Source organism: Segatella copri (genome assembly GCF_019249765.2).
GTDB classification, from domain to species: domain Bacteria; phylum Bacteroidota; class Bacteroidia; order Bacteroidales; family Bacteroidaceae; genus Prevotella; species Prevotella copri_K.
The window spans coordinates 852,961-870,272 of sequence record NZ_CP152484.1 but is presented as its reverse complement, the minus strand read 5'-3'; the positions used below and the strand labels follow the sequence as shown (position 1 = coordinate 870,272).

Annotated in this window: 35 protein-coding genes; 4 read left to right on the top strand and 31 right to left on the bottom strand. The window is 39.6% G+C overall.

The window, feature by feature from the left end; genetic code table 11:
- The first annotated feature begins 3 nt into the window (after positions 1 to 3).
- From KUA46_RS03705 to KUA46_RS03690, 4 genes are all read left to right on the top strand, one after another.
- Entirely contained in the window at positions 4 to 432 is a 429-nt protein-coding gene (locus KUA46_RS03705; RefSeq protein WP_218487649.1) for a hypothetical protein, read from the top strand.
- A gap of 98 nt (positions 433 to 530) precedes the next feature.
- Positions 531 to 1,043, top strand: a complete 513-nt coding sequence (locus tag KUA46_RS03700; protein ID WP_218487648.1) for a hypothetical protein — start codon at positions 531 to 533, stop codon at positions 1,041 to 1,043.
- Entirely contained in the window at positions 1,030 to 1,542 is a 513-nt protein-coding gene (locus tag KUA46_RS03695) for a glycoside hydrolase family 108 protein (protein WP_218487647.1), read from the top strand. The genes KUA46_RS03700 and KUA46_RS03695 overlap by 14 nt, the downstream gene beginning before the upstream one ends.
- Positions 1,526 to 2,110, top strand: coding sequence for a hypothetical protein (locus tag KUA46_RS03690; RefSeq protein ID WP_218487646.1), 585 nt, complete (start codon positions 1,526 to 1,528; stop codon positions 2,108 to 2,110). The genes KUA46_RS03695 and KUA46_RS03690 overlap by 17 nt, the downstream gene beginning before the upstream one ends.
- A 62-nt stretch (positions 2,111 to 2,172) precedes the next feature.
- On the opposite strand, the gene KUA46_RS03685 is transcribed toward KUA46_RS03690, so the two are convergent.
- From KUA46_RS03685 to KUA46_RS03535, 31 genes are all read right to left on the bottom strand, one after another.
- Entirely contained in the window at positions 2,173 to 3,378 is a 1,206-nt protein-coding gene (locus KUA46_RS03685) for an IS256 family transposase (protein WP_118142106.1), read from the bottom strand.
- A 219-nt stretch (positions 3,379 to 3,597) separates the two neighbouring features.
- Entirely contained in the window at positions 3,598 to 4,227 is a 630-nt protein-coding gene (locus KUA46_RS03680) for an IS630 transposase-related protein (protein WP_153137102.1), read from the bottom strand.
- Positions 4,228 to 4,230: 3 nt separating this feature from the next.
- The gene (locus KUA46_RS03675; protein ID WP_218487555.1) at positions 4,231 to 4,875 is read right to left on the bottom strand and encodes a DUF1653 domain-containing protein; all 645 of its coding nucleotides are present in this window, start codon (positions 4,873 to 4,875) and stop codon (positions 4,231 to 4,233) included.
- A 140-nt stretch (positions 4,876 to 5,015) separates the two neighbouring features.
- Positions 5,016 to 5,276, bottom strand: a complete 261-nt coding sequence (locus tag KUA46_RS03670; protein ID WP_153137100.1) for a hypothetical protein — start codon at positions 5,274 to 5,276, stop codon at positions 5,016 to 5,018.
- A gap of 2 nt (positions 5,277 to 5,278) precedes the next feature.
- On the bottom strand, positions 5,279 to 5,482 hold the full coding sequence (locus tag KUA46_RS03665) for a Thoeris anti-defense Tad2 family protein (RefSeq protein WP_153137098.1): 204 nt from the start codon (positions 5,480 to 5,482) through the stop codon (positions 5,279 to 5,281).
- 27 nt (positions 5,483 to 5,509) lie between these two features.
- Positions 5,510 to 5,686 carry a hypothetical protein gene (locus tag KUA46_RS03660; RefSeq protein ID WP_153080462.1) on the bottom strand — a complete coding sequence of 59 codons (177 nt, stop codon included), beginning with the start codon at positions 5,684 to 5,686 and terminating at the stop codon, positions 5,510 to 5,512.
- 146 nt (positions 5,687 to 5,832) lie between these two features.
- On the bottom strand, positions 5,833 to 6,114 hold the full coding sequence (locus KUA46_RS03655; RefSeq protein ID WP_153137096.1) for a hypothetical protein: 282 nt from the start codon (positions 6,112 to 6,114) through the stop codon (positions 5,833 to 5,835).
- A 301-nt stretch (positions 6,115 to 6,415) separates the two neighbouring features.
- Positions 6,416 to 6,613: a hypothetical protein gene (locus KUA46_RS03650; protein ID WP_153081649.1), complete on the bottom strand. Its 198-nt coding sequence runs from the start codon at positions 6,611 to 6,613 to the stop codon at positions 6,416 to 6,418.
- A 167-nt stretch (positions 6,614 to 6,780) separates the two neighbouring features.
- Positions 6,781 to 7,182, bottom strand: a complete 402-nt coding sequence (locus KUA46_RS03645; RefSeq protein ID WP_153137094.1) for a hypothetical protein — start codon at positions 7,180 to 7,182, stop codon at positions 6,781 to 6,783.
- Between the two features lie 2 nt (positions 7,183 to 7,184).
- Positions 7,185 to 7,322: a hypothetical protein gene (locus KUA46_RS03640; RefSeq protein ID WP_153137093.1), complete on the bottom strand. Its 138-nt coding sequence runs from the start codon at positions 7,320 to 7,322 to the stop codon at positions 7,185 to 7,187.
- The gene (locus KUA46_RS03635) at positions 7,319 to 7,522 is read right to left on the bottom strand and encodes a hypothetical protein (RefSeq protein ID WP_153137090.1); all 204 of its coding nucleotides are present in this window, start codon (positions 7,520 to 7,522) and stop codon (positions 7,319 to 7,321) included. Before KUA46_RS03635 ends, KUA46_RS03640 begins: the two co-directional genes overlap by 4 nt.
- 48 nt (positions 7,523 to 7,570) lie before the next feature.
- A complete protein-coding gene (locus KUA46_RS03630; RefSeq protein WP_218487556.1) occupies positions 7,571 to 8,611 on the bottom strand; it encodes a DUF7666 domain-containing protein in 1,041 nt (346 codons plus the stop codon).
- A gap of 38 nt (positions 8,612 to 8,649) precedes the next feature.
- On the bottom strand, positions 8,650 to 8,871 hold the full coding sequence (locus KUA46_RS03625) for a hypothetical protein (RefSeq protein ID WP_153137988.1): 222 nt from the start codon (positions 8,869 to 8,871) through the stop codon (positions 8,650 to 8,652).
- 28 nt (positions 8,872 to 8,899) lie between these two features.
- Positions 8,900 to 9,133, bottom strand: a complete 234-nt coding sequence (locus KUA46_RS03620) for a hypothetical protein (protein WP_153137986.1) — start codon at positions 9,131 to 9,133, stop codon at positions 8,900 to 8,902.
- A gap of 148 nt (positions 9,134 to 9,281) precedes the next feature.
- Positions 9,282 to 9,731: a hypothetical protein gene (locus tag KUA46_RS03615; protein ID WP_153137984.1), complete on the bottom strand. Its 450-nt coding sequence runs from the start codon at positions 9,729 to 9,731 to the stop codon at positions 9,282 to 9,284.
- A 4-nt stretch (positions 9,732 to 9,735) separates the two neighbouring features.
- Entirely contained in the window at positions 9,736 to 10,158 is a 423-nt protein-coding gene (locus KUA46_RS03610; RefSeq protein ID WP_153137982.1) for a hypothetical protein, read from the bottom strand.
- Between the two features lie 5 nt (positions 10,159 to 10,163).
- Entirely contained in the window at positions 10,164 to 10,706 is a 543-nt protein-coding gene (locus tag KUA46_RS03605) for a hypothetical protein (protein WP_153137979.1), read from the bottom strand.
- 185 nt (positions 10,707 to 10,891) lie between these two features.
- Positions 10,892 to 11,107: a hypothetical protein gene (locus KUA46_RS03600; protein WP_153137978.1), complete on the bottom strand. Its 216-nt coding sequence runs from the start codon at positions 11,105 to 11,107 to the stop codon at positions 10,892 to 10,894.
- Complete coding sequence (locus tag KUA46_RS03595) at positions 11,094 to 11,273, bottom strand: hypothetical protein (protein ID WP_153137976.1); 180 nt, start codon at positions 11,271 to 11,273, stop codon at positions 11,094 to 11,096. The genes KUA46_RS03600 and KUA46_RS03595 overlap by 14 nt, the downstream gene beginning before the upstream one ends.
- Positions 11,270 to 11,596 (bottom strand): beta barrel domain-containing protein, encoded by a 327-nt coding sequence (locus KUA46_RS03590; RefSeq protein ID WP_153137974.1) that lies wholly within the window; start codon positions 11,594 to 11,596, stop codon positions 11,270 to 11,272. Before KUA46_RS03590 ends, KUA46_RS03595 begins: the two co-directional genes overlap by 4 nt.
- Positions 11,583 to 11,819, bottom strand: a complete 237-nt coding sequence (locus tag KUA46_RS03585) for a hypothetical protein (RefSeq protein ID WP_153137972.1) — start codon at positions 11,817 to 11,819, stop codon at positions 11,583 to 11,585. The genes KUA46_RS03590 and KUA46_RS03585 overlap by 14 nt, the downstream gene beginning before the upstream one ends.
- Complete coding sequence (locus tag KUA46_RS03580) at positions 11,812 to 12,204, bottom strand: hypothetical protein (protein ID WP_153137970.1); 393 nt, start codon at positions 12,202 to 12,204, stop codon at positions 11,812 to 11,814. Before KUA46_RS03580 ends, KUA46_RS03585 begins: the two co-directional genes overlap by 8 nt.
- A gap of 333 nt (positions 12,205 to 12,537) precedes the next feature.
- On the bottom strand, positions 12,538 to 13,425 hold the full coding sequence (locus KUA46_RS03575) for a hypothetical protein (RefSeq protein WP_153137968.1): 888 nt from the start codon (positions 13,423 to 13,425) through the stop codon (positions 12,538 to 12,540).
- A gap of 2 nt (positions 13,426 to 13,427) precedes the next feature.
- On the bottom strand, positions 13,428 to 13,586 hold the full coding sequence (locus KUA46_RS03570; protein ID WP_218487557.1) for a hypothetical protein: 159 nt from the start codon (positions 13,584 to 13,586) through the stop codon (positions 13,428 to 13,430).
- Between the two features lie 2 nt (positions 13,587 to 13,588).
- Positions 13,589 to 13,876, bottom strand: coding sequence for a hypothetical protein (locus tag KUA46_RS03565; RefSeq protein WP_218487558.1), 288 nt, complete (start codon positions 13,874 to 13,876; stop codon positions 13,589 to 13,591).
- 11 nt (positions 13,877 to 13,887) lie between these two features.
- Positions 13,888 to 14,010, bottom strand: a complete 123-nt coding sequence (locus tag KUA46_RS03560) for a hypothetical protein (protein ID WP_256625074.1) — start codon at positions 14,008 to 14,010, stop codon at positions 13,888 to 13,890.
- Positions 13,994 to 14,659, bottom strand: a complete 666-nt coding sequence (locus KUA46_RS03555; RefSeq protein WP_218487559.1) for a hypothetical protein — start codon at positions 14,657 to 14,659, stop codon at positions 13,994 to 13,996. Before KUA46_RS03555 ends, KUA46_RS03560 begins: the two co-directional genes overlap by 17 nt.
- Positions 14,607 to 15,014 (bottom strand): hypothetical protein, encoded by a 408-nt coding sequence (locus KUA46_RS03550; RefSeq protein WP_218487560.1) that lies wholly within the window; start codon positions 15,012 to 15,014, stop codon positions 14,607 to 14,609. Before KUA46_RS03550 ends, KUA46_RS03555 begins: the two co-directional genes overlap by 53 nt.
- Before the next feature lie 4 nt (positions 15,015 to 15,018).
- Positions 15,019 to 15,438, bottom strand: a complete 420-nt coding sequence (locus tag KUA46_RS03545; protein WP_434725808.1) for a hypothetical protein — start codon at positions 15,436 to 15,438, stop codon at positions 15,019 to 15,021.
- A 53-nt stretch (positions 15,439 to 15,491) separates the two neighbouring features.
- Positions 15,492 to 15,908, bottom strand: a complete 417-nt coding sequence (locus KUA46_RS03540) for a DUF3127 domain-containing protein (protein ID WP_218487562.1) — start codon at positions 15,906 to 15,908, stop codon at positions 15,492 to 15,494.
- Positions 15,908 to 17,308, bottom strand: coding sequence for a DEAD/DEAH box helicase (locus tag KUA46_RS03535; RefSeq protein ID WP_177356646.1), 1,401 nt, complete (start codon positions 17,306 to 17,308; stop codon positions 15,908 to 15,910). The genes KUA46_RS03540 and KUA46_RS03535 overlap by 1 nt, the downstream gene beginning before the upstream one ends.
- Between the last annotated feature and the right edge of the window lie 4 nt (positions 17,309 to 17,312).

Below are 17,312 nucleotides of genomic sequence, written 5' to 3'. Positions count from 1 at the left end.
GTTATGAAAAAGATATTCGAAGACATTATAGCTAGCAATGACATGCAGGCTATCAAGAACTGTGTTACGATCATGGCAGATTGTTGTGAAGTCGGAATGAATGACAGCGTAATGCTTGATATGATGAAGCAGGTCCAGGGAGAGATTGGCGCGTGTCATTATAACGAAGAAATGGCAGATATGCATCTTTGTCTCATAGGCCAGCTTCACACTAAAGATGTAGCCAAGGACTATTGGCATGAGGTCAAGAACGACAACATCAATCTCGAAGACTGGTGCGTTCTCTGGGGTGAAATGGTAAAACGCAACGACGCAAAGATAAAGAAATGGTTCCCGAAGATCAATACGTACAACTACGAGCAAAAGATTTTCGATGAATGTATTTCCTTCCTGGAAAGTGGCAGACTTCCATATTATGACTTGAATGTCTAAAGTTTTTCGTTATTCTGAATAAAGTTTCGGTTTTTTTTGCTATCTTTGCAGAAAGAGACCGAAACTTTATTTTTATTAATTATTCAGGATAACAGATTATGACAGATTTATTAGATTCATCACAGATTCGGCAGATAGGTGTTACTATTTTTTCAGCTATACTTGCCTTTGCAACGCCAACAGAGGGATTCATCTTGGCGTTGGTTATCGCATTTGGCTTCAATATCTTCTGCGGTATGCGAGCTGACGGCGTGAGTGTTGTACGATGCAAGAATTTTTCTGTATCAAAGTTCAAGAACGCACTTTTAGAGATGCTCTTGTATGTTGTTATTGTGTATGTCATGTATGGAATCATGGTAAGTTGCAACGACAATACAGAAGCATTATTCGTGATTAAGATGCTTACGTATATATTCTGCTATGTGTATCTATGCAACGCGTTCAAAAACCTCATCAAGGCATACCCTAAGAATGTAGCATTCAGAGTTATTTACTACATTTTGAGATTCGAGTTCGCAAAGGCACTGCCTAGTTACTGGAAACCGATTATTGACAGACTCAACAATGAGTTTGATAAAAAAGAGGAGGAAAACAAAAATGGCAAACAGTAAGATTTTAGAGCCGTTTATCCTAAAGTGGGAAGGTGGCTTCGTTAACGACAAAGATGATTTGGGAGGAGCTACTAATATGGGTGTGACTCTTGCTACGTACCGCTCAGTATTCGGCAGCAAGAAGACGGTTAACGATTTAAAGCGTATGACCAGTGTGCAATGGGGTGTAATCTTCAAGAAGTACTACTGGGATAAGTGGAATGCTGATGATATTAAAGACCAGAACGTAGCCAATATCCTCGTCGACTGGGTATGGGCTAGCGGAGCCTACGGTATCAAGATTCCTCAGAGAGTTCTTGGCGTTGATGTGGATGGTATTGTCGGGCCGAAGACTATCGCAGCTGTCAACGCAAGAGATGGCCGGGAACTGTTTGATAACATCAAGCAGGAAAGAAAAAATTTCATTGACCGTATCTGTCAGACAAGACCACAGAACAAAAAGTTCAAGAATGGTTGGCTGAACAGAATTAATTCACTTGCTTATGAAACTGATAGATAAGATAACAAAGGTTGTAATTACCATTGCAGTAGCAATGCTGATTCTATCAATGTTCTGTAGATGTAAGGCGAAAGAACGTGTGATAGAGAAGAAAACGTACATCACAGACCGGCGCAACGAGGCTAAGTGGGATTCACTCTTTAATGCAAGGCTTGTCAAGGAGCTGGAATCATACAGAGCATCGCATAAAGAGTCTATGAAGTCAACTACGAAAGAGAAGACACATATCAAGGATAGTACAGCTTCGAAGTATGATGCGAACGGCAACAAGGTTGGTGAGGATAAATTTCACTACGAATATCACGAAATATCACAAGAGGACGTACAGATACTGAGAGATAGTATTTCTAGTCTTAAGGAATACAAGGATAGTGCTGCGATATATCATAGCAAGTGTGACTCCTTAATCTCAGTGATAAGTAAAATATCGAAAGATAAAGTATATGTCGAGAAACAGCTATCAAGGACTGACATGGCATTTTTAAATATAGGTAAGATAACTTCAGTTTGCCTTTTCATAGGCATTCTCGGGGGGTGTAAATTAAACTGTGTCAAGGCTTGTTCTTAACTTTCATTCCCACTCCCTGCTGGGGGCATGCCCCCAGCAGGGAAGTCTTTTCGGCTGCAAAGTTACATAATTTTAAATCTATCTCCAAATTTTATTGCCAATTGTTGAGAAAGTTGTCCCCAATTTGCCAGTGGCATAGTCCATTTCTTACGGATGTTGCGGTAAGCTAAGTATACAAGCTTCTCCAAAGAATTATCCGTAGGAAAGACCCCTTTAGTCTTTGTGACCTTTCTTACCTGTCTGTGATACCCCTCAACCGTATTGGTCGTATAAATGAGTTTACGGATGGCTGGAGTATATTGGAAATACTCTGTCAGACGTTCCCAATTGTCACGCCATGACTTGATGACAATTGGGTACATCTCTCCCCACTTAGACTCTAACAGGTCTAAATTAGCAGCAGCGGAGTCTTTGTTTACTGCACCATATACTGTTCTTAAATCCTTGATAAACTCCTTTTGATGCTTACTGCCAACATACTTGATAGAATTGCGTATCTGATGGACAATACAGAGCTGCACAGAACTCTCAGGAAATACGCTTTGGATGGCATCTGGGAAGCCTTTGAGACCATCAATACAACAAATCAAGATGTCTCGAACACCACGGTTCTGAAGATCCGTAAGAACTTCTAGCCAGAAGTTAGCTCCTTCACTCTTAGACACATACATACCTAACAGTTCTTTTTGGCCTTCCTTGTTGATACCAAGAATGTTGTAAATGGCTCGTGTGACAGCTCTGCCATTCTCATCCTTTACCTTATAATGGATAGCATCAAGCCAGCAAATGGCATATACAGGATCGAGCATGCGAGACTTCCAGGCGGTGATTTCGGGTAATACACGGTCTGTTATAGAGCTGATAGTATCGGCTGATAGAGTTGTGTTGAACTCACGCTCAAAGTAGCTGCTGATGTCACGTGTGCTGGTGCCCATGGCGTACATCTCAATAATCTGGTCTGCCATGCCATTGGCAAGAATAGTCTCACGCTTCTTTACGGTCTCAGGTTGGAAAGTTCCGTCTCGGTCACGAGGAGTCTCTATAGTGACCTCACCATATTTTGTTTGAACCTTCTTACTCATCTTACCATTACGACGGTTGCCGGAAGAGCGTTCCTCTTCACTTAAATGAGCATCCATCTCACCTTCGAGAGCTGAGTTGAGAATACGCTCTAACAATGGAGCTAATGCTCCGTCCTTGCCAAATAAGGCTTCACCACTACGCAACTGCTGAGCTGCTTTCTTGTAATCAATTTCTAAGTTGTCCATAATATAAAAACTGTGTTAAACTACTTTTATTGTAGCTTGACACAGTTTAATTTACACTCTCCATTCTCGCATTTTTAGGTTGTATATACTGGAAATTAAAGTTACACAAACGTTCTTAGTTTTTTCTAATGTTTTTATTTGGTTATTGATTTATAAACAAAAAGGGGTGACCGCACGCGATGTGTAGCCACCCCTAAACATATAGATAATGCACAGAAATTATTCTTCAGCTCCCTGGAGGAACTTGATACCATACTTCGTCTCGTAGTGTTTCTGCTGCTCTTCTGTCAACATTTTGGTTTCGCTGTCGTAGAACACGGTAAGCAGCTCTCCGTAATCTTTGTCGTAGAAGTAGTTGTATTTATTGCAGAGATAGTTCCTTGCACAGAGACATCTGCTCGGAATGGTCTTGAACTTGCGTCGTGTCTTCTGTTTTATTCCATTCGTTGCTCTGTACCTGTCAAGCCTCAGCGTCTTTTTTAGAGATTCAGAACGTTTAGCTATTATCTCCGGTCTTATTATTGCCTGTGCACATTTCAACCGAAGTCTTTCTTCCGTTTCCTGGGTATGAGTAACGCCAAGTGCCTTTGCTATGCTTGTTACACATGACTTTGTTATTCCAAGTTCTTTGGAAATTTCAGAAGAAGAGTAATCCGGATATAGCTTACGGACAGATTCCCTGATCTTCTCTCTTTGCTCTTTTCTTGCGTCCTTGAACGAATCCCCATGCAGCCTATGTAGCCACCAGTAAACAGTCTGTACTGCGCAACCGAAGCTCTTGGCCATTGCGTAAGGAGATTCGTAAGGGTGTTCCTTTATATACGTTTTCTGTTCATCTGTGATATTCATGTATTACTTTTTATCAGAAGAGCCGTAGCCGTTATCGCCGCGCTCTGTTTTGTTTAACTCATCCGTCTCTATAAACATGATGTTGTCACAAGTTTCAAGATGAAATTGTACCACTTTGTCGCCAACCTTATATCGCGGCATTTTTGGAAATACGTGATAGAATACAGCAGAAATCTCGCCTGTATAATTGTCTATTGTACCAATACCGTTACTAAGAATCATTCCTGTATTACATATAGAAGAACGTGAACGAAATGTAAAACATCTTGAAATGTCAACAGGTTTCTTTTGGTCTTCAATCTGTAAAGCGAATCCTAGACCATACTTCCATACATTAGGGTAAATCTCCATTTCTGATACAGCATAGCAGTCGTAGCAGAAATCATCATCGTGCGCCTTGGTTGGCATAATAGCATTCTCGTCTGTTTTCTTGAACAAAACTGGTTCACCAATAACTTCGGTAAACCGGTTCATTATTACACCTCCAACATTAACTTTACCGTAGAAAATATCGGCAGGGCGCGTCCAAATCTTGTGTTCACCATAGAGTGCCATATAAACAACTTCTTTCTCCTGAGTTTCACTATTAGTGACCTCAGTAATAAATCTGTAATAACCTCCTTTAAAATATCTGTAGATCTTTTCCATTTTAATATTTAAAGTTTAAAATTCATGTTCATCACATACTTGGTCGCAAGATGATTCATGCTCGTTATTACTGCACCATCCTACACCATAAGCGTCTTCGCTATCAAACCAATGACAGTTACCGCAACATTTTTCTTCATTCATACGCTGTACTGTTTTAATCTTTCTACACTACGGCGAAGGTCTCTCGGACGGAACGGATTCTTTTTATTAAACTTTGCCGCCTCGTTTCTGTACCTACGAGCATTCCAATATTCAACTAAACTTATGGCTTTTGTGATGCGGTGGTCTTTGCAACCATCAAACCCCATACAATACAAATCGTATCGACTATGCCAATAGCCTATCTTTCCATTACGAAAGTTTGGCTTCATTATCTTCTTTGCTAATCTAATCTTCATCCCTACACCTCCTCCCAGTCTGTTGCGAGAATATCCTCAGAATCTTTAAAAACACAAGGAAAGAATTCTCCATCGCATACAGCCACAATAGTCTCAGAGACAATATGGATATAAGCTCCACATTCTTTCCAGATTACCCTTCTCACTTTCTTTCCTTCCTTCATTCTTCTCAGAGCCTCCGAGAAGTCAAATATTTCCTTCTTCATTTATTCTATCTTTTTAAGCTTCATACGCTAATTAATTGCCTCCTCAATCGTTTTGAGATAGTAAATTGTATTATTGATACCTGTAAGTTCCTTGCAAGGACTTTGATAAGTCTCAGAGATTTGTTCCAAATCCTCGATAAATTGTTGTAGCTTAATTTTATCCTCCCAATCGAGAACTACTACATTTCTTGTTTCTTTTTTCATACGCTAAAAAGGTATTTTTTATTACTACTGCGAAAATGCATATGTTTTCTTCTCCACGCCAAATTATTTTCTACTTTAATATGTCCGTCTGGGAATTGATGTACTCTACCCCAATAAGCAAACATAGAGAATATACTTTTCATACGCTATAATTCTTCTTTTTCAAATTCACTCTTTGGGACACGATAACAAACTTCTGCATCATAAGAACGTTTTACGCCTTTTAAGGGCATTAACCTTTCTAGAATATTATGTACCTTAGTGCCTTTTCTAACACTAATAGATATATAATCATATCCATAATTTGCTAGTAATGGCGAGTTGTTTGCCATATACACCTTGCCATTTTTACCAAGATTACTATGATTTCTTGCAGGCTGGTAGTACAACCCGCTAGCCTTATGCTTGATTCTGTAAGGTTTTGCCATAACTACTTACTTTTAAGTTCTTCAATTCTTTTATCACAATTCTTTATCATTCGTCTGAAGAAATTTTTTCTCTTCTCCATGACGAAGATTCGGTCGTACTTACCAACATAATAATCTCCTGACAAGAGGTCATCAATGTGTATTCGTACAACGTCTTGCGACCAGTTATCTATAAATAGATAATAGGTTTCACGATTAGGGTGTACCATAAGGTACTCGTAGAAGTGGAAATTATCATTTTTAATAAATGTCACTCCGCAACCTTTTGTTAACTGACTTATGTCTTTTAATACTTCCATATCTATTTCTCCTTTGCTTTAACGTTATACACTCCATCAATGACCTCTACTTCATAACAATCGGGACAATAGTGTTTGCCATCTATCATTTCCCAATCTGAGTAGTCACCAATATCGACTTCTTTATTGCTGAATAGTGCAGAGCAAGTATCTGTACCGCCAAATACTTCTCCGCATCTATCGCAAACAATCTGATACATTGTAATCGGTCTATACATAAGCTATTCTTCCTTCCCGTATAAAAGTTCAACACTCTTTCTTAGCACTGCCTCTATATGGTCTCTTTCGAGGTCTCTAGGCTGTCTAAGAAGCCATTCTATATCTCCGTCTATCAATTCTTGATAGGCTCTCCTTGATATTTCCATAACTATTCCTCCACTTTTACCCCAAACGGAGTCCCATCAGCAAAGGTGAATTTTTCCTTAGCCTTATTAAAAGAAAACACAAACATCTCCCCAGGAAATGATGGTAATAAAATAGCTCCATCGCTTGTTTCTAAGATATTCCGATAGAGGTTATTGTTCTTCACCCATCCAAAAGGCTGATGCTTTAACATCTCCTGCCAACATTCTTCTGTGTTTACAAATGGACGGTACTTTGCTTTGGGCTGACTATCTGATTTGATGCGATAGCTTTTTACACTTCCGTGATAAACGAACTCATCAACATCTTCCCACTTGTCATTTATTATGTCTAGATGTTGAATTGTTTCGCCTTCACTGAATGCCTTAATGATAGGCAATAACTTTTTAACTTCTTCTCTTGTCATACTCAATCCTCCAACTCTTTAAGTGCCAAGACTAACTCGTTTTGAATATGAATTGCCATACCTTCACTCAATTTTATTCTTTTTGAGCCAATCAGCTTGGAAACATTATTAATGTGAACTATTGCTTTTTCTTTGCTCATTGCTTATCCTCCTTGATGATTACCATATTCCTTCCGAATCTCGTATGATGATGAATTTCACCTTCATCATCAAAAGCTTCTATTCTAGCCCTTGTGATACCGATTTCAGTAACATCCCCTATTAGGATACGTTCATTATTGCAATTGGAAAATAAAACCTTATCACCAATTACAATTTCTTTTCCAAAAAAATCTTCCATATTCTCTTCTTTTTACCCTCTCCCTGTTGCCAAGGAGAGGGTGGTTAGCTACTCATTAACTTCAACAAACTTTCCGTTTTTAAGTTGATACCAAGTATCAGCCTTGATATTCTCTCCATCAACGTACTCTGTCTTAACACATACTGGAACATTACGATTCTTTTCATCGCTCCACTTCCATTCTGCCAGCGTTATCCAAGAGCCAACCTTTGCTTTGGCTTTAGATTCGTTTCCAGCACACATAATAACGGAATCTTCTCCTGTACTGTCAATCTGAGCAGAGTTGCCCGATGAACCAATCTGAGCATAGTTGCCCGATGAACCAATCTGAGCATAGTCGCCCGATGAACCAATCTGAGCATAGTAGCCCGATGAACCAATCTGAGCATAGTCGCCCGATGAACCAACCTGAGCATAGTAGCCCGATGAACCAATCTTTGCATAGTTGCCCGATGAACCAATCTTAGCAGAGTCGCCCGATGAACCAATCTGAGCATAGTCGCCCGATGAACCAATCTGAGCATAGTAGCACGATGAACCAATCTGAGCATAGTCGCCCGATGAACCAATCTGAGCATAGTAGCCCGATGAACCAATCTGAGCATAGTAGCCCGATGAACCAATCTTAGCATAGTTGCCCGATGAACCAATCTTAGCAGAGTAGCCCGATGAACCAATCTTAGCATAGTTGCCCGATGAACCAATCTGTTTTCTTCTGTATCCATTGTCGTTTAACACACCATCTGCCTTAACTTTAGATGGTGATGTTATATCTTTCAGCCACTCGACACCGATATTAATGATGTCAGCCAACTTTAACTCAGCCTTAATCTTGATACGAGAAGAGCATATCTTTGTTGACATTTCTTCTTCGTCTATCTTGCCAGACTGCTCTACTTCTGCAAAGCGAGAGTTAAGCATATCGTAGTAGTCCCACACTTCAATCGGAGACTTGCAAGCATGGAAGCCTCGGTTACAACACCTGATTTCTCCGTCCATTTCATACTCTTTTCCAACTTCGTACTTAAATCCACGGCATTTCATATTCTTGTCGAATCCCTTGTACGATGTGATTACATTTTCACTCATTTCCTATCTATTTATATCCCATAAGGGATGGTTAGTTACTAAAGCTCGTCAAACTCTTTCTGAATACTATTTAAAGCCTTTTTTATAGCATTCTTTATGTCGGCAGATTCTTTTGGCGCATACTTGTTTATATCTATTAGAGCACACCCCAGTCTGTTTTCATTAACACTCATGCCATTACAATATCTACCGATAACTTCTTTATAAGCATTAACAAAGTTGCTTAATTCGTTAGCTCTAGATAATCTTTCTTCTGTCATATCTTTATATTTTATTGCCCGAAGGCAGTTAATCACCATATTTATATAATTCTTCACCACTTGAATCATATCCGCAACAAGGACATACCCACCCGTCAATTACAACGGATTTTTTACATTTAGGGCATAAACCTCTGACTTTATTAAAGGATTCTAAAGCATATTGGCAAGCTTTCAAATACTCTAATTCATCTTCGTCAGCTTGATTATCAATAAGTGCCTTATATTCATCCTTATCTAAAACTACAACTTCTAATGCCATATTTACACCTCCATTAATTGTTTTATAGCCATACAAGTAAAGCATAAGCCTATCACGAAAATAAGCAGTCCGATATGAGCATACCATAAATCTCTGCAAATTCTTATGCCTATAGCTATGAATATGATTGATAATGCTGTTAACATACCTACACCTCCATTTCTGAGTTAAGCCCTAGACCAAAGAGAAGGTGTTGGAGTTCATGGACATATTTAATATATACAATTTGTTTGCAAACGCGGTTATCTGTAAACGGATATACATCAAACTCTTTTCCGATACCTTTTTCTATGTAAATAGGAAAATATCCATATTCTTCAATATCGGGTTTTGTATATACCCAATGACTATTCTTTACTCCTCTGCTCATCACTTCTTTCACCCATCCATTCTTCTCTAGAATCTCTGGAGTGAGAGGAATCGGACGAACAGCATTATTACTAATAGAGTATGTTGTACTACTATCATTTAACATGACTACCTTAACAAAGCCACCACTCAATGAAGATATTACTTTAAATATTTTATCTTTAGCAAATCGAAGTGCTGACTCCTTTACCATCACCAAATCTCCTGGAATATATTCTAACTTATCCATACGTTTATATTTTTAAATTGCTATCTAATTGCAAGCCATAAAGAATATGTTGGAGTTCATCTACACATTTTATCATAACAGTATCGTCTTTTCCGTCATTGAAAGATACTCCGTAAATTTTCAAGAAATTATTACATCGCAAAGTGAAAGGGTATTCTTGGTGTTTATACCACCTATGCCCAAAACATTCTCCTTCAGAGCGATAACATGTCCATCCATTCTTTTTAAGAAACTCTTCCCAAATATGAACGTGCATAATATCATTTTGATAAATTTTGCCCAAGCTTTGCCCATCAATAACTTTCAAGTCGTAAGAATAATCTATATTGAACGGATAGATGCTACAGATAATACAGATAAATCCGTGACTATAAACTATATCGCCCACCATATAACGAGGTGGCATTCTAAATTCTTTGTGTGCCATACACTTTAATCTTTGCTATTAATGAAATCCTCATACTCACCTATCGTGATTTCCTTGAAATCAGGATTGTACTTCTCAGCTCGGATGCTGTCATCAAAGTAAACGAAAATGCGGTCTTTGTGACGGAGGAGCTGAGTAATAGAGAAACGGCTAACTTGAGAGACTTCTATATTCAGTTCCTTCATTACCTTGAAATGGTTAGTAACTGATTTATAGGAGAGAAGAGCGGAGGCTATTGCCTTGCCTTGCTTATATCGTTTATTAGGAGCAATAGCTACATAGTAACCATCCTCCAATTTTACACCGTCTATCTTCTTCCACACCTTCTTATCTAGCGTATCGTAACGCTCAGAATGAACCCATATAGCAGTAATCTCATACACTCTTGTGAGGGTTCTGTTAGGCTGATAGCCCTGATATTTTTCAAACTCAAATCCTACGGCTTCTTCTACTCGTTTCATGTAGGCTTGATGCTCTTCAAATTCGGCTTCGAGAATACCTTTAATGTATTCGTAAGCCTTACTTCCCTTTTTTGCTTCGTACAACATATCTCTTTACTTTTTATCCAACATTTCTTTAGCTTTATCAAATGTCTCACAACACATTTGGCAAACATCTTCGAGACTTCTTGTGTCCCAATTATAGTACATTCTTCCGTGGTCTTCGGTTATTACTACAACCTGTCTGTCACGGAGGATTCGCCATATCATTCTCAACTTATGTTTCATACGCTTTACTCCTTTACTTCCTTAACTTCTTTAAAGATTACATTTTTATGGTCTGAGCGTCTCTCAAAATCACAATATCCATATCCTATATTTATACAGGTAAAATCATCAAAAAAACATCCATCACATAAAGAATGGCGGTCTCGTTCTTGAACTTCAATCAAATATCCATCATCGCCATCTGGAATAATAAATCGTTCTCCAACTTTAAACTCTTTCATACGCCTGGTCTTTTATATATTCATTTACTTCACCCAAAACCTTTGTTAGCAGGTTCTTTAGAATCTTCAATTCATCATTAGAATATGTATCTATAGGATAACCATCAAGGGTAGTTTCGCCAAAGTAGCTACGACTTATCTTTAATGAGTGTTTATTCTTTTTCATTTTTCTTTGCCTTTTACAATATTGTACACTTGTTTTAGCTCATCTGTTGATAAGCGTTTGAAATCAAAAGAACTGATAGCGTAGACGAGATTATTACGAAGATTCTCTTCTTTAATATCTGATATTTCCTTTTCTGTAGGAACAGATATACTTTTCCTATTCCAGCTATCGCCACCATATTGCCAGCCAGAATCTCTCCTAAATCTAGTGTTATTAGCAATAATTTGAGTCTTTGTCACTTTATCAACCTTGGCGATACGTCTATAATACCTACTTATAACTAGAACATCATCACCAGCCACCAAATCTTTAAGCTCTTTCATTGCTTCCTCCTTTCTTTTTAGGAACGTACTCATCTAACTCATCGTCAAACTCATAGCAATCTGGGCAGTAGTGTTTATTGCCTATCTCTGCCCATTCGCTTTCCATTGCTTGCTCTTTTGCAGTTCCTTCGTCCAACCAAGCCCCAATGCCATTAAACTCTTCAATGAAGGTCTTTCCACATCTGTCACAAACGACAGAGTACATAGTAACTGGCTTAATCATGGTTGCATCCTTTCAGTAAATTGTCAATATATATCCACCTCTTGATAGTATAGTCGCTGCGCTTAAAACTAGATTCATCCCAACCAAAGTTGGTTAGGTGCGAAGTAACATAGTCTATCTCATCCGTCATGTTGAGTGGTCTATGATACACAACTTCTACCAAACATTTATGGTACTTTTTGGGATTTTCATCAATAGCATGCCACAAGTCTTTAATAAACTCATTGATAGCAAACTTAGCACCTAGTCCAATAGCTTCTTTGATGTCCTCTTTGTAGAACATTTCCTCTTTAGTATCATTGTCGAAGACTACTTCTTCACCATTTAACAGAAATCTATCTTCATAGATTTCTTCCTTGGCTTCTTCTATTTTCTTATCTATCATATTATTAAGTTTTAAAATGACCTCCACGACCAGTATTGTGCTGGGGCTAAGAAGGTATATGGGCATAAAGCCTTGACTTACTTTCGCTCATTCTGTGTCGTGGAAGTTGTATTATTCAAAATTTGCTGTAGCCATATTACTTTATTCTTTTGAATTGAACATTCTTTCCGTCTTTTCGCTCATTTGATGCGCACTTGATTCGATTACACATGTCTATATTGATACAGTTTGCAATTTCATAAAAGAAACAACCGCTACAATCGGCTTCCATGGTCTCAACCACCTTTAATGTGACTTCTGCGCCTACAGGCAAATCTTCCATAATTACACCTCCTAATCGTTATTACGTTTTAGTTTAAGTTGTCTCATTTTTGCCTTTACTGCACCAACAGATCGTCCTAGAGCCTTTGCAAGTTCTTCATCAGACATTTTATCGAAGTTGCGTGCCAGGAAGTTAACCTGGATGCCGTTCCAAGGAAGGAATGCGTTATTCTGGTGTTCTTCACCATGATAGTCAACGCCATTAAGCTTCAGTCCTTCGTCGGCAGCGTTGTCTATCCTTTCCGGATTGCATACCTTCATTGCAACCACCTGCAAAGCCCTGTAAATCTGACCGCCTTCCTTGAAGTATTCAGCATCCTTATCAGGTATAAGGATCCTGGCAACCTCTCTCATCGAGGCATACATACCATACATAGACTGTATAAATTCTCCGCAAGGTCTTATGCTGCCAGAACTGATGCCGCGTTCACTCATAACGTCATCAAACTTCGTACACATATCGTGCAGCATGATTGACAGGTTGTAGGCTACGCATGCATACGCCTGAAGCTTGTGTTCTTTGATGTTGTTCTTCAGAAGAATATTATCGGTCGTGTAGAAGAGTCTCTGTATATCAATCTTCAGGTCTTCCTCCATGCTGTCTGTAATATCAAGCCAGAGCTCGTACTGCGAAATCTCGGTAGTATACTTTTTGAATATACCTATAAGAGTCTCTGAACGGGAGAATGCCTCCTTTATGCGATACTTAAGTTCATGCTTAAACAGGTCCTTCCTCTCACTGAGATTGTCGTGCAAGTCTTTGATTGCCGTCTGTGTGATTGTAGCGAGAGAACCGATAATGAGGTAATAGAGCGAAGTGATATGGTCTACTGTTTCCCTGTCCGGATCCTTGTAGTTGATGAAGAATGCTCCTTTTGGTGTGAAATTATATGCCGACATTCCTACACCTCCTTCTTTACTGCCAATGCGCAGCTGATACAGAACAGCATCAGAAGCGAAAGGAAAATGTGTTCAACCATGAAACAGATAAATCCGTAGCCTGCGATAATTGCTGCGATAACAAGCAGGATCATCACTATTGTATGTTTGTATTTCTTCATATTTACTTTGATTTAATGTTTCCGTATACAGCCACATAGCTATCAAGTTGCCGTGTTGCGTGAACTAGTTTTTGATTGTAGCTATCTCGTTCTGCCCTAGCCTTAGAGATAAAGATAAAGCTAACGATAAATGATATTACTACCGTTACCACGATGAACAACCAAGGCAGCTTGTGTACTGCCTTGTTGATTGCTCTTCCCAGGTTTCTCACAATAACCCAGGAATAGATCCAGATGAACACTACCGCTTGCTTTGTGGTAGCATTCTCGATACGTTCTTTCTGTGTCATAATTCTAAAATTTACTTGGTCCGGTTGCACCAGTTATCGGTAGATTGCCAATAACCGGCCATCCATATTTCTTTCTTTGTCGCATCAGGATGCTCACTGAGCCATTCCTCTGCCATTTTACTTACGTCTGCCATTTTGGTCTCGTTTTGATTCTTTTTCAAGTTTTCTCTTTAGCTTTTCAAGAGGTGATTTTTCAATATCAACGCCCTTTAAGCGGCAATGTTCTTCGTAGGATATTGCATTTCTTCTAGATTCCTCATCTTCTTTTTTCTGTTTCTCAGCTAACTTCTGAGAATCAATTTCAGCTCTCTTTTCATAAAGCTTACACATGTATTTTTCGAGAGCAATAAAAAGTTTTTGAGGATTTACTGTCTTTCCTACATAGATTTCGCCATACTCGCCCATAGAAAACTCATAAAAGAATCTAGTAAGTTCACTAGGCGTAAGGTGATAGTATTCTTGTCTGATACGCTGCGCCATAGCCTTGAACTGATAAGGAGTAGTCGAATCAATAGCACCAATAACCATAAACAAGTCAATGAGCATTATCTTAATCCAAAACTCGCTTGCACCCTCTTTGAAGTACTTATCAATACTAACAAACGACATACCGCCTCTAGCTACAGAATCATATACAGATGTGATTGCATCTGTCCGATTTTGCAGGGTAGGATATTTATCCAAAAATAGCGCATATTGTTTGCCATATTTTGCTACCGCTTGGCTACATTCAGTCGGCAAGGATTGAACTAATTTTGTTGAAAGTTCGTTGCTGTTGTTCATAACTATTCACACCATTATTTTTAGGAGCGTACAACCCGGAATAGTTGTTTCCCATTGAATGCTCAACGATAACTTTTGCGTATTCTGGATTTCCGTTCGACATCTTTAAAAGCTTCTTTTTAAGAGCCGCAAGACCACGAGGTTGATACTTCTGACGTTTCTCTCTCTTGTATGCAAGCCACATATCGAGAGCTTCCTGGCAAGGGTAAATCTCCTCCTGCTGCCCTTCTTCCTCAAAGTCTGATAAATCTTTGCCTAACGAGAACGCTGCGCCCATGCAAAAGATTTTCTGCTTTTCCAAGTCATTCGGGAATAGCTCGCCAGACTTCTGACGTATATTAATTGGTAACATCATAAGCTTATTGTATGTAATTTTGTTGTCTTTCTATATCATGTTGAATATGAAGTAGTGCGATATATTCATAAGAATCAGGAAAATCAAATCCAGCTTCCTCTTTTGCCCACGATTTGAAATCAGAAATTGATTTGCTCATTTCGTCTTTCGTAAGGTCGGCAGAAGAACGGAGATACTTATAGTATTCTCCTGTAAATTTATCAATTCCTTCTCTGAGGAATATATCTTTGTTCACTACCAGCTTATAGAAATGTGTCTTAACTTCGTCTAGAGTGTAGCCGTATTGGAGACCGAATGCAGATAGGAGCAAATGAAGATAGGCATTCTGCTTCAAAGAACGTCCACGTTTTTCTTTCAGCTCTACCATCGCGCCTTTGTTCTCCAACTCGGCTACTTTTTTCCTAAACGTTTCAAGTTCAAACACATTTTTCAGGTTGAACCACATAAGCGTTGAATGCTCGTTTGATTAATTCTACACTAGAAGGGAAGGTCATCATAGTTCCCTCGTTGCTGTGCTTGCTGCTGTGCAGACTGCTGTTCAGGTGGAAACAGATTTTGCTGATTCGTCGGGTTTGCCACGCCAGCAGCATTAGCAGAACTTGCCATAGCTTGTTGTGCTGCTTGTTGTGACACCTTAGTAACATTCCAAGCACGAATCTGATTAAAATATCTGCCCTGATATTCATGTGCATCAATATCAAAGCTAACGTTAATAACCTCACCATTCTGAATGTTGAACTGAGCCAGACGGTCTGCTCCGAAAACATCAAAGGCCATCTTCTTAGGATATTGCTCTTGTGTTTCTATTACATAAGTCTGGGACTTCCACTCACCTCTTGCAGAGACGCCGCTTCTTTCAGGTAAAACGGCAATAACTTTTCCTTGAATTTCCATTATTTTTTATTTAAAGAATTTTGTAAAACCAAATCGGCCAGCTCGTCAAAATAAGCTGCATCCTTGATAGCGGAGTCCTGTTCGCCTGTAACCTTTGATGCTATTGAGCCTTTCTGCATAATCAAGCTATAAAGATAGCCGTCGATGGTATTTGCACCCATGAGAATCCATGATGTAACCGCATTCTTCTGACCGTTACGATAGGCACGGCATTCACACTGCGACAAGTCCGCCATCGTCCATGGGAGCTCGACGAACACCACATTGGAAGAAGCCGTAAGCGTAAGGCCTACGCCTGCTGCCTTGATGGAGCAGATGATGATTCTCTTTTTCCTAGCCTGAAAAGAATCGATAGCCCACTGCTTCTGCTGCTGGCTATCGGAACCGGTTACGGTGCAAACCTCATCCGGGAACTCTTTCTTGATTGCACTAACGACATCACGATGCTCGGCAAATACGATTATCTGTTCTTCGGTATCATGGAGAAACTCTATAGTCGCCTTCATCTTCCCTCGCCCAGATATCGAGCGAAGGTTCATAAATCTGACAAGAGCCTTCATTCTAAGCTTTTTCCTAGCCTCTTCCTCGGAGCAGCTCTTGTATTCGAGAAGGAACGTGAGCAGGTCTTTCTGACAGGTATCGTACTCTTCCTGCGTTTCAGGGTCGAGGGCGACACTGATGGTCGTTCTGGTCAGATCCGGCAAATCCTTAAGAACATCTTTCTTTTCTCTGCGGAAGTAGCACGTTTCGTGTATCTTCCGGTTAAGCTCTTCAAGATTCTCGTTCTCACCGTACCTGTTACAAAACTCGCCAAACCCTCCGAACTCGTCGTTCAGACGACCGAGGATAGCAAGCTGGCAGGCCAGGTCTGTTGCGTGATTGACAACGGGCGTACCTGTAAGCTCATAGATATACTCCTTACCCTGGCACAGTCCCATGATGATTTTAGACTGCCTTGTTGATGGATCCTTGACTCTTGCAGACTCGTCGATAATCACAGACTTGATAATCTTCAGTTCATCACGAAACAGGAAGTTTTTCAGCCGTAACGGTTTCGGACCGAGGCTTACGACGAAGTATTTTGCGAGCGACTCGTAATTACATATCACTACATCATACAGGTTCATCTTAGTAAGATGATATCCGTATGTCGCATTGACGGAATCGGTAAGAATGAGAGGCCGGAGGTTCGTAAACTTCTTTATCTCTCGTTCCCAATTAACCTTAAGTGCGGCAGGGCAAACAACAAGGCAAGGAGTTGCCTTTGCACGTTCAATGGCGACGATAGACTGAACCGTCTTACCGGTTCCCATGTCATCGCCATTGATACAGCGCTTCATGGCAAGCTCCATGCGCACACCTTCTTCTTGATAATCGTATAATTTCGGTTTATCTGACATAATA